Raw genomic sequence first — 15569 nt, forward strand, 5'->3', positions numbered from 1 at the left:
TGCCGCCCGGTTGCTCGGCGGTGTCGAGCCGGGAACTCCTCGGCCCGTTCAGGGGCCGGCGACCACCGGGGGCGCGCCGACCAGGTCGAGCCGGTCACCGAGGATCACCGTGCTGGCCCGGACGAGCTGGGTGAGCCGGTCGACCTCGGTGCTGTGGAACGCGGCGGCGGAGAGGGTCTCGGTGCGTTCGCGGGCCACGACCAGCACCAGGCCCGCCCGGCCGAACGGCGCGATCGCGTGGTGGGTGCCGTCGGGCGTGGTCATCGACCGCCCGCGCAGCGGGGTCACCTCCGGCAACCGCAACGGCACCGGGGTACGCCAGCTCGCGTGCCCCACTGTCGCCCCGCCGCCTCCGGTCCGCGAGGCCCAGTCGACGGGCACCACGGCGGCGACGGCCCAGTCGGCTGCCAGCAGCCCGGGCACCGCGTCGACGAGGGTGGCGAGCCCGTCCGCCGGGTTGGCCGCGACCTGGGCCAGCAGCTCCGCGTCCTGACCGGTGGTGGTGGGCGCGCCGATCGCCCGCCACACACCGTCCACCCGCACCCCCGGAATCGCCGCCAGGCCGGCCAGCAGCCGCTCCACCCGGGCCGCGCCCGGCCAGACCACTGTGAAGTCGTCCACCGCGCGCCCGCCGAGACGTTCGAGGACCACCACCTGGACGATGTCCGCGCCGGAGACGCCCAGCGTGCGGGCGACCTGCCCGAGCGTGCCCGGACGGTCCGGCAGGGTGACCCGAACTCGCAGCAACATGTCTGTCCCTCCGCTCGGCGGGCCGGCCCAGACGCGGCCGGCAGGCTGGTCCCAGCCTGGTGGATGACCATTTCGTCCCTGTTGCAGGGGCATGTCCCGAGCGGAAATTCACCGGTCGGTGACCGCGTGGTTTCGGCAGGTGAGAAAGCGGACGCCGACGCTCAGGGCAGCCCGCCCAGGGGCAGGACCGGTGTGGAGGCGAGCTGTGCGTGGTAATCCGCCGCGGACGTCTCCCGACCCCACTGGGGCATTCCGGCGGGCAGGTCCAGCCGGTCGGTCTCCACCTCGATGAGGGTCAGCTGGGCCGGCGGTCCGTCGATGCCGGCCAGGATGGCGGCCAGCTCGCCTTCGGTCCGGGCGACGTGGGCGGTGAAGGTCTTGTCCCGGGCGAAGACTGCGGGGAGTTCTGTGTACCGCCAGTTGTCGATGTCGTTGTACGGCTGGTGCCGTCCGTCGACTGCCCGTTCGACGGTGTAGCCGCCGTTGTTGACGACGACGATGATCGGGCGTTGGTTCGTGGCGAGCATCCGGCTGATCTCCTGCACGGTCAGTTGCAGTGATCCGTCGCCGGTGATCAGCACCGTCCGCCGATCCGGTGCCGCCACCGCAGCGCCGAAGGCGGCCGGGGTGGCGTAGCCGATCGAGCCCCAGATGGGCGGCTCCACAACGGTGACCCCGGCGGGCAGCCGCATCGTCGCCGCGCCGAACGACGGGGTGCCGGTTTCCGGGACGAAGATGTCTCCCTCGCGCAGCATGCTCTGGATCGCCGGCCAGAGCCGTGCCTGCCGGATCGGTTCGGTGTTCGACGGGTCGAGTACGGGCGGGTCACCCGCCAGCAGCGGCGCGCGTGACCATTCCGTCGTGCGGTTCGGGGCGATCTCGTGCAGGCACCTCAGCGCCGCCGGCAACGCGACCGGGGCGAAGCGGGTGCCGGCGACGACGGCGGCGTCCCGGTGCAGGCTGATCACCCGGTCCACCTTCAGGTCGGCGGTGAACAGGCCGTCCCAGTCGAAGAACGTGGTGCCCACGCAGACCAGCGCGTCCGCGCCCTCGACCACCTCGCCAACCTCATGGGGACTGTCGCCGCCGTTGTAGATGCCCACGTAGTGGGGGTCGGACTCGTCGAGCAGTCCCCGTCCCAGCGACTGCGCGGCGACCGGCCAGTTCCGGTCGGCGGCCATGGCGGTGACGGCCGTGCCGAGGTTGAAGCGGATCGGCAGGTTCCCCACCAGCAGGGCCGGCCGCTCGGCACCGGCGAGCAGGCGCCGGGCGGCTGCGGCGAAGGCGTCGAGCTGCCCGGGCGCCACCACCGGCTCGGGCCGGGTGAACCGTCTCCCCGGGCCGGCGACCTCGGCGTGGGCGACGTCGCCGGGAATCCGGATGTAGACCGGACGCTGCTGCGACCAGCACTCGGTGAGCACCCGGTCGACCTCCGCCAGAGCGTTCTGCGCGGTCAGCGAGGTTTGGGCGACTGTCACCTCGCGGGCCACCCGTACCCAGTGGTCGAAGTCGCCGTCGGCGAGCGAGTGGTGCATGGAGGTGTGCTGCCGCATGATCTCCTCGGTCGGACCGCCGACGATCGAGACGATGGGTACCGACTCCGCCATGGCCCCGGCCAGCGCGTTGACCGCCGACAGCTCACCGGGACCGAACGTGGTGAGGATCGCCGCCACGCCCGCGAGGCGGGCGTATCCGTCGGCGCTGTAGCCGGCGTTGAGCTCGTTGCAGCTACCGACCCACTCGATCCCGTCGAACGCCTCGATCTGATCGAGGAAGTCCATGTTGTAGTCCCCCGGCAACCCGAAGACGTGGCGCACTCCGAGGTCGTAGAGCCGGCTGAGCAACAGCTCGCCGACCGTTGTCGTACCCTTGCTCGCCTTCACCGCGATTGACCCCCGTCGCTCCGGATACCGAACCAGCGATCCGTCCTCAAGACGATATCCGGGCAATTGTCGGAAGGAAGGCTATTGTCCGTGATGCCGGCTGAACCGGCGGCGGCGCCGCTCCCGTACGGCCGAAGCACTCCCGACGCCTCCCACCAATCTGACCTTGACAACGTGAACGGGCTGCCATCAACTAGTCGGATGAGCGATCCGGCCGTCGATGCGTCGCGGCCGGAGGCCGTTCCCACCTCCCCCGCCGGGCTGACCCTGGACCGCCTCCGCGACTACCTCGCGGAGCACCGCCCCGAGCTGGCCGTCGGCCCGCCGCGAGCGCACCTGATCGCGGGCGGCAAGTCCAACCTCACCTACCTGCTGCGCGTCGGCGACCGCGAGGTCGTGCTGCGCCGTCCCCCACTGGGGCACGTGCTGGCGACCGCCCACGACATGGCCCGCGAGTTCCGGGTCATCTCGGCGCTGGCCCCCACCGAGGTGCCGGTCCCGGGCGCGCTGCTGCTCTGCACCGACCCGGAGGTGATCGGGGCGCCGTTCTACCTGATGGAGCGGATGCCCGGCGAGGTGTTCCGCACCCGTGCGCAGACCGACCCGCTGGGCGACGAGCGCCGTCGCGCCCTCGCCATGGCGATGATGGACACCCTCGCCGCGCTGCACAGCGTCGAACCGTCACGTGTCGGGCTGAGCGACTTCGGCCGCCCGGAGGGCTACCTGGCCCGGCAGGTCCGCCGCTGGGCCGGGCAGCTCGACCGTTCGCGTAGCCGCCCGTTGCCCGGCATCGACGAGCTGCGTGACCTGCTCGCCGCGACCGCCCCGGAGGGCGCGAACGCCGGCCGGATCGTGCACGGCGACTACCGGCTGGACAACCTCCTCGCCTCGGCCGACCCGGTGGCCGTGCACGCGGTGCTCGACTGGGAGATGGCGACCCTCGGCGACCCGCTCGCCGACCTCGGGCTCCTGTTGACGTACTGGGACGTGCTGGGCGACAGCGACACCGCGGCGGGCAACCCGGTGGCCGACGGGCTCGGCCCGCGCGCCGGCTTCCCCACCGGCGCCGAGCTGATCGACAGGTACGCCGGGCGCAGCGACGTGGACGTCGGGCCACTGCACTGGCACGTGGCGCTGGGCTGTTTCAAGCTCGCTGTCATCTGCGAGGGCATCCACTACCGGCACACGCTCGGGCAGACGCTCGGCGAGGGCTTCGACCGGATCGGCGAGATGGTGGCACCGCTGGTCACGCACGGGCTGACCGCCGCCAGGGAGCGGTGATGGACTTCTCATACGACAGCCGGACCGAAGAGCTGCGCGACGAGCTGACCCGGTTCCTGACCGAGCACGTCTACCCGGCCGAGGCCGTGCACGCCGAGCAGGTGGCCGCGGGCGACCCGTGGTCGCGTACCCCGGTGTTGGCGGAGCTGAAGGCGGAGGCCCGCAAGCGCGGTCTGTGGAACCTGTTCCTACCCGACCCGCGCTATGGGGCCGGCCTGACCAACCTCCAGTACGCTCCGCTCGCCGAGCTGACCGGGCGCAGCCCGCACCTGGCGCCGGAGGCGGTCAACTGCGCGGCGCCGGACACCGGCAACATGGAACTGCTGGCCGAGTTCGGCTCGGACGCGCAGCGGCAGCGTTGGCTCATGCCCCTGCTGGAGGGCGAGATCCGCTCCGCGTTCTGCATGACAGAGCCGGACGTCGCGTCCTCCGACGCCACCAACATCGCCACCCGGATCACCCGCGACGGCGACGAGTACGTGATCAACGGGCGCAAGTGGTGGTCGTCCGGCGCGATGGACCCGCGCTGCGAGGTCTTCATCGTGATGGGCAAGACCGATCCCGACGCCGACCGGCACCGCCAGCAGAGCATGGTGCTGGTCCCCCGGGACACCCCCGGCGTGCACGTCCGCCGTGGCATGACCGTCTTCGGCTACACCGACGGCTCCCACGGTGGGCACGCCGAGATCGACTTCGTTGACGTCCGGGTGCCGGCGGAGAACCTGATCGGCGCCGAGGGCACCGGCTTCGCCATCGCCCAGGCCCGACTCGGTCCGGGTCGGATCCACCACTGCATGCGATTGATCGGAATGGCCGAGCGGGCCTTGGAGCTGCTCTGCAAGCGGGCGCTCGGGCGCGTCGCGTTCGGCCGACCACTGGCCGAGCAGGGCGTCGTCCGGGAGTGGATCGCCGAGTCGCGGGTGCGCATCGAGCAGGCCCGGTTGCTGGTGCTCAAGACGGCCTGGCTGATGGACACCGTCGGCAACAAGGGCGCACACACCGAGATCCAGGCCATCAAGATCGGCACCCCGGCGATGGCGGAGTGGGTGATCGACAAAGCCATCCAGGGGTACGGTGGCGCCGGCGTCAGCCAGGACACCCCACTGGCCGCCCTCTGGGCGCAGACCCGAACCCTGCGCCTGGCCGACGGCCCCGACGAGGTCCACCGCAGCTCCCTGGCCAAGCGCGAACTCCGCCGCTGGGCCTCCTGACCTCCCCCACCCGGGCCGGGCCCGGGGTGGGTGGTCAGGCGGAGGCTCGGTGGACCAGTTGGGTGTCCAGGAGGATGTGCGAGGTGGGTAGCTCCTCGCCGCGGATCCGGGCGACCAGCAGACGCGCCATCTGTCGGCCCATCTCCTCCACCGGCTGGAAGACAGTGGTCAGCGGCGGGTCCGACTGGAGGGCGATCGTCGCGTCGTCGAAGCCGATCACCGCGACGTCCTCGGGCACGCGCCGGCCGGCCTCGCGCAGGGTACGCAGCGCGCCGAACGCCATCAGGTCGGACGCGACGAAGACCGCGTCCAGGTCCGGGCAGACGTCCAGCAGCCGGCGCATGCAGGCCGTGCCGCTGCCCTCGCTGAAGTCCCCGTACGCGATCAGGTCCGGGTTGACCCCGACCCCGGTGGCCTTGACCGCCTCGGTGTAGCCGGCCAGACGGGCCAGGCCGGCACCCATGTCCTGCGGTCCGGCGATGGTGGCGATGCGCCGGCGCCCCAGCCCGGTCAGGTACTCGACCGCCTGCCGGGCCCCGCCAACGTTGTCCACGTCGACGAACCACGCCGGTTGTGCGCCCGGCTGCAACATCCGGGCCGGCCGACCACCGAGCACGGCGGGCAGGCCACGCTCCTCCAGCAACGTCGGCAGCGGGTCGGAGTCGTGCAGCGAGAGCAGCAGTACGCCGTCGACGTGCTGGTTGGTCAGGTGGTGCTCGACCCGCTCCCGCTCCACCGGCGACTGGGCCATGGCCAGCCAGAGCTGCATCGGCGTCTCCAGCAGCCCGGAGCTGATCCCCCGCACGATCGAGGCGAAGAACGGTTCGGTGAAGACCCGCTCGCCGGACTCGGACACCACCAGCGCGACAGAGTCGGTGCGTTGGGTGACGAGCGCACGGGCGGCCCGGTTCGGCACGTACCCCAGCTCGGCGATGGCCTGTTGGACCGCGGCCCGGGCCTCCGGGCTGACCTGGGGCGAGCCGTTGACGACGCGGGAGACCGTGCCCCGGCCTACGCCGGCACGCGCCGCGACCGCGTCGAGGGTCGGGCGCCCGAGCGACCGGGTGCGCTGCGTTGTCATGGTGTGCTCCTCCGACGGCGGGCGGACCCGGCGCCACCTGCGTGAGGTGGACGCCGGGACCCGTCCTGATGGCTGGCCCGAGCCTATTGTGCGGCCAGACCGTTGCGCCGGATCACCGAGGCGTACCACTTGGCGCTGGACTTGGGGATGCGAACCTGGCTGTCGTAGTCGACGTGGATCATGCCGAACCGCTTGGTGTAACCCCAGGCCCACTCGAAATTATCCATCAACGACCAGGCGAAGTATCCCCGCAGGGGCACCCCGTCGTCGATCGCTTCGTGCGCGGCGCGCAGGTGCGCGTCGAAGTAGGCCAGCCGGTCGACGTCGTCGACCTCCCCGTCGACCACCGAGTCGACGAACGCGGAGCCGTTCTCGGTGACGTACAGCGGCAGGTCGGTGTAGCCGTGCACCCGGTTCAGGGTCTCGCGCAGGCCCGGTGCGTCGATCTCCCAGCCCATGTCGGTGACCGGGACGCCCCGGGTGACGAACCGGACGTCCTCGCTGCCCGGCCAGCACGACGGGGACGGGTCGACCGGGTCGCCCTCGACCGCCGCGGCCACGACGTGCCGGCTGTAGTAGTTGACCCCGACCAGGTCCAGCGGCGCGGAGATGGTCGCCAGGTCGCCGTCCCGCACGTGGTCGAAGTCGGTCACCGTGGCGAGGTCGGCCACCAGGTCCTCCGGGTACGACCCGCGCAGCAGCGGGTCCAGGAAGAACCGGTTGGCCAACCCGTCGATGCGCCGCGCCGCGTCCACGTCGGCGGGGGCGTCGGTGGCCGGGTCGACCGGGTAGAGGTTGACCGTCACGCCCACCTCGGCGCCCGGCCGGGCCGCCCGCAACGCCTGCACGGCCAGGCCGTGACCGAGCATCAGGTGGTGCCCGGCGCGAACCGCGTCCGCCCCGTCGGTGCGGCCCGGCGCGTGCACGCCGGACCCGTAGCCGAGGAACGCCGAGCACCACGGCTCGTTCAGCGTGGTCCAGTAGCGCACCCGGTCACCGAGCGCGTCGGCCATCAGCGTGGTGTAGTCGGCGAAGCGGGCCGCGGTGTCCCGGGCCGGCCAGCCGCCGGCGTCCTCCAGCGGCTGCGGCAGGTCCCAGTGGTAAAGAGTCAGCCACGGCTCGATGCCGTTGGCCAGCAACTCGTCGACGAGGCGCCGGTAGAAGTCCAACCCCTGCGGGTTGGCCGCGCCGACGCCGCCGGGCTGCACCCGGGACCAGGAAACCGAGAAACGATACGACTTGAGGCCCAGCTCGGCCATCAGCGCGACGTCGCCGCCGAGCCGGTGGTAGTGGTCGCACGCGACGTCGCCGGTGTGCCCGGCGACGACGCGACCGTCGGTGTGGCTGAAGGTGTCCCAGATCGACGGGGTGCGGCCGTCCTCGGCCGCCGCCCCCTCGATCTGGTATGCCGCGGTCGCGGCTCCCCACAGGAATCCGGGTGGGAAGGTCAGCCCGGTGCGCTCGTCGAGGACGTCGACGGCGGGCGGGCTGGCGGGGTTGCTCACGACTTGACGGCACCTTCCATGATCCCGCCGATGATCTGGCGGCCGAACACGAGAAACACGATGACCAGGGGAATGGTGCCGATCGCCGTGGCGGCGAACACCTGGGAGTAGTCGGTGTAGTAGGCGTACGAGAGGAAGGAGAGCGAGACCTGCAGGGTCGGGTTCTCCGGGGTGAGGATGGCGTACGGCCAGAGGAACGAGTTCCAGGTCTCCATGAAGGTCAGCAGACCGAGGACGCCGGCGGCGGGGCGCAGCGCGGGCAGCACGATGTTCCAGTAGATCCGGAACGTGCTGGCCCCGTCGACACGACCGGCCTCGATCAGCTCGTCGGAGATCGCCTGGCTGGCGTACTGCCGCATCATGAACACGCCGAAGGCGCTGACCAGGAACGGCACGGTCACCGCGTAGAGGGTGTCGTACCACCCGAGGTCCTGCATCATGCCCCAGAGCGGGATGAGCCCCATCTGGGTCGGGATCATCATGGTGATGATGATCGCCAGCAGGAGGGCGTTGCTGCCCTTGAAGCGCAGCTTGGCGAAGGCGAACCCGGCCAGCGAACCGGTGAGCACCACCGAGATGGTGACCACCGAGGAGACGATGATCGAGTTCATCATGCCGGTGAAGAAGTTGGCGGCGTCGTTGTCGAGCACCCGCTGGAAGTTGTCACCGAACGCTCCGCCGGGGGTTACCGGTGGCGGCACGTCGTTGATGTTGTCCAGGCTGCGGGTGCCGATCACGATCATGTAGTAGAACGGGTAGATCGAGAGCAGCGCCGCCAGGACGAGCGCCACGTAGGTCAGTGGGCTGGTGCGCCACAGGCGCCGGGATGCCGAAGTCATCGCTCGCTCCTCACTTCGCCGAGCGGCGGACGAGTAGGAAGTTGAACAGCGAAACCAGAACGATGATCATGAAGATCGCCCAGGCGACCGCGGCTCCATAGCCGGCGGTGTTCAGGTTCTCGATGCCCATCTCGTACATGTACATGGCCAGCGTCTGGAACTCCCGCTGGTCGCCGCCGAGGATGTTGCCGTTGCCGAAGAGCAGAGGCTCGGTGAAGAGCTGCATGCCGCCGATCGTGGACAGGATGACCACGAAGATGAAGGTGGGCTTGAGCATCGGCAGGGTGATCTGCCAGAACTGCCGCCACGGGCTGGCGCCGTCGATCTCCGCGGCCTCGTAGAGGTCCTTCGGGATCGCCTGCATCCCGGCGAGCAGGATCAGGGTGTTGTACCCGGTCCACCGCCAGTTGACCATCGTGGAGATGGCGAACCAGGAGCTCCACCGCTGCGAGTCCCAGTCGACCGCGTCCACACCGACGAGGCTGAGCAGCCAGTTGAAGAGGCCGAACTCCCGCTGGAACAGCATCCCGAAGACGATCGCGACCGCGGCCACCGACACCACGTTCGGCACGAAGATGGCCATCCGGAAGAAGGTCTTGGCACGCAGGAAGGTCCGGTTGAGCAGGTTCGCCAGGAAGAGGGCGAGCAACAGCTGCGGAATGGTCGACAGGGCGAAGATGCCGAACGTGTTGACCAGCGCGTTCCAGAAGTACTCGTCGGACACCAGCCGGGTGTAGTTGTCGAAGCCGATGAACGAGTGGTCGCCGATCATGTCCCAGTCGTGCAGGGACATCCAGGCGGTACGCACCATCGGGTACAACCCGAACACGCCGAAGATCAGGAAGAACGGGGCGATGTAGAGGTACGGCGAGTACTTGACGTCGAGACGGTTGAGTAACCTTCCCCGGTTACGTCGGGAAGAGACGTCGCGAGGGGGCGGTGCTGCTGGCGACGGCGGTGCCGTCGTGGCCGACAGGCTCATACGAATTTCCTTTTCCGGCGAGGCCCGGGGGCCCTCGCGCAGGGCGCTACGCGGAGGGGACCGGCCGGTGGCGTCCGGGAAGCCCCGAACGCCACCGGCAGGGAATCACTCAGAAGGCACCCTGAGTCTTTGCGTCCTTCGTGAACTGCTCCCAGGCCTTCGCCTTGTCGGCCTGCCCGTTCTCGAACGCCCGCAGTGCCGGCTCGAACGCGTTCTCCTTCACCGCCTGGTGCTTCGGACCCAGGTGGGTCGGCTGGATCTTGGCGACGCTCTCGCCGAAGATCTTGCCGGTCGGCGCGTTGCTGAAGTACTCGTTGGTGTAGCTGAGGAACGCCTCGTTCTTCAGCGCCTCCAGGTTGGTGGGCAGCGGGCCCTTGAGCTTGAAGGCCTCCACCTGGCTCTTGGCGTTGGTGAGGTACTCGGCGAGCTTCGCCGCCTCCTTCGGGTACTTGCTCTGCTCCGGAACCGCGAGCCAGGAGCCACCCCAGTTGCCGCCGCCACCCGGCACGGACGCGACGTCCCACTTGCCCTTGTTCGCCGGACCGGAGTTGTCCGAGACGATGCCGAGCATCCAGGACGGGCAGAAGGTGACCGCGAAGGTGCCCTGCTTGAAGCCACCCGACCACTCCGGCGACCAGGTGGACGTCTTGGCGGAGATGTCCACCATCGAGGTGGCGGTGTCCCAGGCGTTCTTCACCGCGGGGCTGGTGTCCGCGATGATGTTGTTCTCCTTGTCGTAGAACAGATCACCGTTGCCCTGGAACATCACACCGTTGGAGACGGCGGTGATCGAGTCGACGAACGCCTTGCCGGTGGCCTGCTTGTACTTCCGACCGGCCTCGTGGAAGCCGTTCCAGTCCGACCAGAGCGCCGACACCTGGTCGCGCTCGGTGGGCAGGCCGGCCGCCTGGAACAGGTCCTTGCGGTAGCAGACGGCGAGGCTGCCGACGTCGGTCGGCAGGCCGACCAACCGGCCGTCCTGCGACTTGCCCAGCTCCCACTTCCAGGGCAGGTATTCCTTGGAGTGGTCGGCGATCAGCGGGTTGAGGTCAACCCAGTTACGCGGGTTGGTCTTGAACTCGTTGAGGATGCCCTCTTCCAGGGCGGTGACGTCCGCCGCGCCCTTGCCGGTGGCCAGGTAGCGGACCAGCTTCGGCCGGTACTCGCTGAGCTGGGCGGTCTTGCGCAGCTCGACCTTGATGCCGGTGTCCTTCTCGTACTGCTTGACGAGCTCGTCGTAGCCGAACTCGCTGAAGGTGTCGACGACCAACTTGGTCGGCTTCTCGCCGGCAGCCGGCTTGTCGTCGTCCTTGCCGCAGGCCGCGAGACCGCCGATTGCGGTGATCGCGGCCAGGGCAGCGGCCGCCAGGCGGGTACGCCGCGTGGTGACACTCATTCGCTGACCCCTCTTTCCGGTGGTGAGGCTGATGGGTGTGGTGGGGGTGTGCTCATCGCGCCAGGCCGGGGAGCGTGAGTGACCCATGCCACCTCCGGGAGCGCTCCCATGAGATTGCCGTCGGGTAACGGGAGTGTCAATAGGACGTTGGGAGCGTTCCCAGATCGTTACCGCACGCCCCGCTAACCCCTTCCGCCCCAGGCCACACCCACTCTGAGCACCCCCATAACCCAAGGTGATCAAGAGATTTCGGTCAGAAATCGCCGTCTCGCTGACGCAAATCCCTTGATCGACAGGGCAGGCGGCGCCAGGCGGCGCCCGGGGTCGGCTCAGCAGAAGCGGCGCAGGAGGGTGGTCGCCCGGTCGGGGTCGAAGCGGGACGGGTCGAAGGTGGCACCGGCCCAGTCGCGCAGCAACGCCAGCCGCGGGTCGGCGAGATCGGCCGGCGCCGCCTGGTCGTCCATGGCCACCAGGAGCGCGCGGTAACCCAGCGGCCCACCGATGCCCTCCGGCGGGCAGGCCCGCTCCCCGGCCAGACAGACCGGGTACCGCTCGTCGGGGTCGACGGTCAGCGCGTCCTCCACGACCAGGTCGTGCTCCCACCAGTCGCCGAAGTCGTAGGTGTAGGAGAACCGGCTGCCCTTGCCGAGCACCGCGTCCAACCGCGCGTCCAACTCGTCGTGCAGCCCCAACTCGCCGTCCGGGTCGGGCTCGCCGTACTGCACGGCGTCGATCTCGAACGAGTGCAGGTGACAGTCCCGCCACCCCATCGCGTGCTGCACCACCCGGTGCAGCCGGTCCAGCGTGTAACCGGCCGGCACCAGGACCCGCCGCCACACCGGTGGGCGGACGCTGGCCAGGGACATCTTCAGCTGGAAGATCTGACGCGGCATGCTGTCCTGCCCTCCCGCGGCTTAGGCTGCGAGCATGATCTGCCGCGCGTGCCGGGCCCGGCGACACGACGACTGCCCGGGCCGGAACTGGTGCGACTGTCAGCACCGTACCGCCGAACCGACCCCTCCGGTCACTGGTCCGGCCGGCGAATGACCGTCGGAATTCCGATCCGACGGCTCTGGCCCGAGCCGTCGTCGCAGCCGCTCGACGATGCCGCGTTGACCGACCTCTACGGCCGCTCCGACCAGCCCCGACTGCGGGTCAACTTCGTCTCCAGCCTGGACGGCGCGGTCACCGTGGACGGCTACTCCGCCGGGCTCTCCGGGGAGCCGGACAAGCGGGTGTTCGGCCTGCTACGGATGGTCTGCGATGCCCTGGTGGTGGCCGCCGGCACGCTTCGCCACGAGGCGTACCGGGCGGTCCGCCTGAACGAGACCCGCCGCGCCTGGCGTCGGGCTGACGGGCTGGCGGAGTACCCGACACTCGTGGTCGTCTCCGGCTCCCTCGACCTGGACCCGGCGCAGGCCGCCTTCGCCGACGCGCCGACCCGCCCGATCGTCCTCACCCACGCCGACGCCGACCCGCCGCCCGGCCTCACCGACGTCGCCGACCTGCTGCGCTGCGGCACCGACCGGGTCGACCTGGCCGCCGGCCTGGCCGCGCTGCACGGGCGCGGGCTCACCCAACTGCTCTGCGAGGGCGGCCCGCACCTGTTCGGCGCGCTCACCGCCGCCGACCTGGTGGACGAGTTGTGCCTGACCGTCTCGCCCCTGCTCGCCGGCCCCGGACCGGGCCGGATCACCGCCGGCGACACCGCCCCGCCCCGGCACCTGCCGCTGCGCCACGTGCTCGCCGCCGACGACGGCGTCCTCATGCTGCGCCACGCCCGGCGGTAGGACCCGCTCGTCGAAGGGCGAACGACATCGACACCACCCGCCCAGCGTGCCCGCACAGGCTGCGGTGCTCCGGTCGGCGAGGGCTGCGGCAGGCGTCCCGGTGCGCGGGGGCTCAGTCGTTCAGGACCGCGCCGGGAGCCCACGGGATCCGGTAGCGCTGGCCGTCCGCGGTGCTCGCCCAGACCTGCACCTCGTCGTACGGCTCGATGGCGGCCACCTCCGTCACCGCGCCGCGCGGCGCCGGGCCGAGCGAGTGCGGCACGCCGTCGGCCACGACCTCGACGGTACGCCCCTGCGGTGCCTGGACCAGCACGTAGAGCCGGCCACCTGAGCGCCGGGCCACGGCCACGCCCAGCCCGCTGCCAGTGGACCGGATGGCTGCACAGACCGCGTCACCGTCGATGCACGCGAGATCGTACGAGAGGTAGTCGTGCAACCGTCGCGCACCGCCCCCGTCCGGGGCGACCCACACCTCGGCCGCTTTCCCCCCGACGGACCGCTCCTCGGCACGTGGCTCCCGGTTGACCAGTACAAGCGTCTCCGACCCGGCCCGACCGACGGCGACAATCTGGGCCTCTGTCACCGCTCGACCGTCGGGACCGAGGATCCCGGTCGGGACGTCGGCAGCCGCGCCGGGCTCGGTGCCCCCGACGTCGCTGCCGCCGTCGCGGCCGAGCGGGCCCACCTGCGGAAGCAGCAGTGCCCCCGCAGCGGCCATAACCGCCACCGCACCGACCGCCAGCAGGCGCCGGCGTCGACGCGCCCGGCTTCCGGCAACGACCCGTCCGGCGAGACCGGACGGCAGTTCGACAGACGCGACAGCGCGGTCGAGCAGGTCAGCCACCTCGTGTTCACGCATGGTTGTCCTCCGCAAGGTCGAGGTCGAGTGGGGTGACACCGGCAGCTTCCAGCCGAGCTCGCAAGCGGTGCAGACCACGGGAAGCCTGGCTCTTCACCGAGCCCGTGGAACAGTCCAGTTCGGCGGCTACCTCCGCCTCGGAGAGACCCAGCCAGTACCGCAACACCACAACGGCCCGCATCCGCGGCGGAAGTTCCCGCATCGCCGCCAGAAGCACCTCCCGGTCATCGACCCGAGCCATCTCGTCCGGCTGCGCCGCCGCATCCGGCAGGTGCGCCACCCGACGTCGGTTCCATGGTGAGCGCCATCGGCTGGCCAGCCGGTTGGTCATGGCACGGCGCAGGTAGGCTTCCGGCTGCCGCTGCCGGACCGCCCGCCAGCGAGGGTATGCCTGCTCCAACACCTCCTGCAGCAGATCCTCGGCATCGGCCCGCTGCCCGGTGATCAGAACGGCGAAGCGGAGCAGTCGAGGGCCGCTCGTCGCGACGAAAGTGCCGAAGTCGTCATTCATGGGTGCTCCATACCTAAGTAACGCGACCGCCGCCCGGGAAGTTGAGTCCCGGCGGTCAGCGATTGCCCTCGAACTCGCGGGCCGTGGGCCAGTTGCTCGGAGCGGCAACTGGCCCACGACGGCGGCTACCGGAACGGCAGCGAAGCGACGAGCGTCGAATCGGGGAGCACGGTGACGATGACGGTCAGAGCCCCCAGGACAGCGATCCAACACAGCGCGACGATCGTCCTGCGATGGCTGGCGAATCGGGCATCCCACTGCGAGGCATCACCCGCACTGACGGCCGATCGGACCATGAGGGTCCGGCCGAATCCGAAGCAGGTACCCATCATCGGCGCCGCCCACCACGGCGCTATCAGGAGGGACAGAGCGACCAGCAGGTACGGCAACTGGGTCGGGACGAACGTACGGAGTCCAGTACCCATCTCGAAGCCGAACTGCAAGGCCCCGCTGCCGTCCGCCCGCACCATGATCGAGCTCGGCACCTGGCGAGCATTCTGCGGAAGCCGGAAGGGCACGATCCGAACCTCACAAAGAACCGCCAGCACGACCACGATCACCAGGGAGACCTCCCGGACGACCAGCGGAAGCAGCTGCACAGCCGCGGCTGGCAGCAGCAACAACAGGCCGGACGCGGTGCCTCCCAGGAGGAGACCGTGGTTGAAGTAGTTCACATTCTTCGTTCCCCGCCAGACCGACGAGGTCAGCAACGCGGCTGAGTTGTGGCTTCAAACAGATCCGGACGTCGAGTACCCGGCCGCCACCCCAACCGCGCAGGCAGATATCAGGACAGTTCCGACGGCGAACGGCGACAGCAGCGAGGCGACCGCCAGCGCGATCGTTCCTGCCACGACGACGTACGCCATCTGCAATGGTGATGCCAACTTGCCGAGTCCACCGAGTACCGGGGCGGTCATCGTCGCTTACACCGTCTTCTTGCAGCAGGTGGTGTAGGGGCCGCTCTTGAGGCCGGTCGCGTGCACGATCGTGTAGTAGCGCCCGTCCCAACAGCGAGTCTGGACGTCGCGGTCGTTGACCCAGTACCAGCCCGCATAGCCGCCGCAGGCGGCCTCCCAACTGTAGAGCCGGTCGTAGCTGCCCATGTTGACGGTGTCGGTGCGGTGCCGGCCGTCCGAGCCGCAGTAGGTCCCACCAATGTACTGCCGCCCCCAACAGGGCACATCGCCACTGGTATTCGTGCCCATGCAGTGCGTCGGATGCAGCGTGACCCGGTCACCTTTCGCTGCGAAGGCGGGGATGCGCTCGCCAACCCAACCGAACATCGTCACGGCCAGCGCACCTCCCCCGACCACCACCGCGCGAAGAAAAGAGCGTCGTTCGATCGTCGAGCGGGCCGGGACGGGCTGAGACGGCGTAGCCAGTGGGCGACTGGACATCGGCGTGGCACCCGAACCCACGCCTCCTGCTTCGGCCTGAAATTCGATTGTCGGGATCCGGTCCAACAAAGAGGACATGTCGAG

The 15569-nt window shown here is 70.0% G+C and carries 15 protein-coding genes; 3 read left to right on the top strand and 12 right to left on the bottom strand.

Annotated features, from left to right (window positions below; all coding sequences use genetic code 11):
• Positions 1–48 precede the first annotated feature (48 nt).
• Positions 49–750 carry an amino acid-binding protein gene (locus O3438_RS14055; protein WP_088990802.1) on the bottom strand — a complete coding sequence of 234 codons (702 nt, stop codon included), beginning with the start codon at positions 748–750 and terminating at the stop codon, positions 49–51.
• Between the two features lie 161 nt (positions 751–911).
• Complete coding sequence (locus tag O3438_RS14060; protein WP_269680399.1) at positions 912–2633, bottom strand: alpha-keto acid decarboxylase family protein; 1722 nt, start codon at positions 2631–2633, stop codon at positions 912–914.
• A 201-nt stretch (positions 2634–2834) separates the two neighbouring features.
• On the opposite strand from O3438_RS14060, the gene O3438_RS14065 reads away from it, so the two are divergent.
• Positions 2835–3914, top strand: a complete 1080-nt coding sequence (locus O3438_RS14065; RefSeq protein ID WP_269680400.1) for a phosphotransferase family protein — start codon at positions 2835–2837, stop codon at positions 3912–3914.
• On the top strand, positions 3914–5125 hold the full coding sequence (locus tag O3438_RS14070; protein ID WP_269680401.1) for an acyl-CoA dehydrogenase family protein: 1212 nt from the start codon (positions 3914–3916) through the stop codon (positions 5123–5125). Before O3438_RS14065 ends, O3438_RS14070 begins: the two co-directional genes overlap by 1 nt.
• A 34-nt stretch (positions 5126–5159) precedes the next feature.
• Here O3438_RS14070 and O3438_RS14075 read toward each other — a convergent pair whose 3' ends face one another.
• From O3438_RS14075 to O3438_RS14100, 6 genes are all read right to left on the bottom strand, one after another.
• On the bottom strand, positions 5160–6206 hold the full coding sequence (locus tag O3438_RS14075; RefSeq protein ID WP_269680402.1) for a LacI family DNA-binding transcriptional regulator: 1047 nt from the start codon (positions 6204–6206) through the stop codon (positions 5160–5162).
• 83 nt (positions 6207–6289) lie between these two features.
• Positions 6290–7711, bottom strand: a complete 1422-nt coding sequence (locus tag O3438_RS14080; protein ID WP_269680403.1) for a GH1 family beta-glucosidase — start codon at positions 7709–7711, stop codon at positions 6290–6292.
• Entirely contained in the window at positions 7708–8550 is an 843-nt protein-coding gene (locus O3438_RS14085) for a carbohydrate ABC transporter permease (RefSeq protein WP_269680404.1), read from the bottom strand. Before O3438_RS14085 ends, O3438_RS14080 begins: the two co-directional genes overlap by 4 nt.
• A gap of 10 nt (positions 8551–8560) precedes the next feature.
• On the bottom strand, positions 8561–9532 hold the full coding sequence (locus O3438_RS14090) for a carbohydrate ABC transporter permease (protein WP_269680405.1): 972 nt from the start codon (positions 9530–9532) through the stop codon (positions 8561–8563).
• Positions 9533–9641: 109 nt separating this feature from the next.
• Entirely contained in the window at positions 9642–10928 is a 1287-nt protein-coding gene (locus tag O3438_RS14095) for an ABC transporter substrate-binding protein (RefSeq protein WP_269680406.1), read from the bottom strand.
• Between the two features lie 329 nt (positions 10929–11257).
• Positions 11258–11821, bottom strand: a complete 564-nt coding sequence (locus O3438_RS14100) for a plasmid pRiA4b ORF-3 family protein (protein ID WP_269680407.1) — start codon at positions 11819–11821, stop codon at positions 11258–11260.
• 150 nt (positions 11822–11971) lie between these two features.
• Between O3438_RS14100 and O3438_RS14105 the strand changes: the two genes are divergently transcribed.
• Entirely contained in the window at positions 11972–12718 is a 747-nt protein-coding gene (locus tag O3438_RS14105; protein WP_269680408.1) for a pyrimidine reductase family protein, read from the top strand.
• A 112-nt stretch (positions 12719–12830) separates the two neighbouring features.
• Here O3438_RS14105 and O3438_RS14110 read toward each other — a convergent pair whose 3' ends face one another.
• From O3438_RS14110 to O3438_RS14125, 4 genes are all read right to left on the bottom strand, one after another.
• Positions 12831–13577 carry a hypothetical protein gene (locus tag O3438_RS14110; RefSeq protein ID WP_269680409.1) on the bottom strand — a complete coding sequence of 249 codons (747 nt, stop codon included), beginning with the start codon at positions 13575–13577 and terminating at the stop codon, positions 12831–12833.
• A complete protein-coding gene (locus O3438_RS14115) occupies positions 13570–14088 on the bottom strand; it encodes a SigE family RNA polymerase sigma factor (RefSeq protein ID WP_269680410.1) in 519 nt (172 codons plus the stop codon). Before O3438_RS14115 ends, O3438_RS14110 begins: the two co-directional genes overlap by 8 nt.
• 125 nt (positions 14089–14213) lie before the next feature.
• A complete protein-coding gene (locus tag O3438_RS14120) occupies positions 14214–14762 on the bottom strand; it encodes a hypothetical protein (protein WP_269680411.1) in 549 nt (182 codons plus the stop codon).
• A gap of 249 nt (positions 14763–15011) precedes the next feature.
• Positions 15012–15563, bottom strand: coding sequence for a hypothetical protein (locus O3438_RS14125; protein WP_269680412.1), 552 nt, complete (start codon positions 15561–15563; stop codon positions 15012–15014).
• Positions 15564–15569 lie beyond the last annotated feature (6 nt).

It is taken from the genome of Micromonospora sp. WMMC250 (assembly GCF_027460215.1).
GTDB lineage: Bacteria > Actinomycetota > Actinomycetes > Mycobacteriales > Micromonosporaceae > Micromonospora > Micromonospora taraxaci.

What these genes read in the sequence shown, in the direction of transcription:
- O3438_RS14070 (WP_269680401.1), top strand. Translation starts at nt 3,914, where the DNA reads ATGGACTTCTCATACGACAGCCGGACCGAAGAGCTGCGCGACGAGCTG.
- O3438_RS14100 (WP_269680407.1), bottom strand. Translation starts at nt 11,821, where the DNA reads ATGCCGCGTCAGATCTTCCAGCTGAAGATGTCCCTGGCCAGCGTCCGC.
- O3438_RS14110 (WP_269680409.1), bottom strand. Translation starts at nt 13,577, where the DNA reads ATGCGTGAACACGAGGTGGCTGACCTGCTCGACCGCGCTGTCGCGTCT.
- O3438_RS14085 (WP_269680404.1), bottom strand. Translation starts at nt 8,550, where the DNA reads ATGACTTCGGCATCCCGGCGCCTGTGGCGCACCAGCCCACTGACCTAC.
- O3438_RS14075 (WP_269680402.1), bottom strand. Translation starts at nt 6,206, where the DNA reads ATGACAACGCAGCGCACCCGGTCGCTCGGGCGCCCGACCCTCGACGCG.
- O3438_RS14115 (WP_269680410.1), bottom strand. Translation starts at nt 14,088, where the DNA reads ATGAATGACGACTTCGGCACTTTCGTCGCGACGAGCGGCCCTCGACTG.
- O3438_RS14055 (WP_088990802.1), bottom strand. Translation starts at nt 750, where the DNA reads ATGTTGCTGCGAGTTCGGGTCACCCTGCCGGACCGTCCGGGCACGCTC.
- O3438_RS14090 (WP_269680405.1), bottom strand. Translation starts at nt 9,532, where the DNA reads ATGAGCCTGTCGGCCACGACGGCACCGCCGTCGCCAGCAGCACCGCCC.
- O3438_RS14105 (WP_269680408.1), top strand. Translation starts at nt 11,972, where the DNA reads ATGACCGTCGGAATTCCGATCCGACGGCTCTGGCCCGAGCCGTCGTCG.
- O3438_RS14095 (WP_269680406.1), bottom strand. Translation starts at nt 10,928, where the DNA reads ATGAGTGTCACCACGCGGCGTACCCGCCTGGCGGCCGCTGCCCTGGCC.
- O3438_RS14125 (WP_269680412.1), bottom strand. Translation starts at nt 15,563, where the DNA reads ATGTCCTCTTTGTTGGACCGGATCCCGACAATCGAATTTCAGGCCGAA.
- O3438_RS14065 (WP_269680400.1), top strand. Translation starts at nt 2,835, where the DNA reads ATGAGCGATCCGGCCGTCGATGCGTCGCGGCCGGAGGCCGTTCCCACC.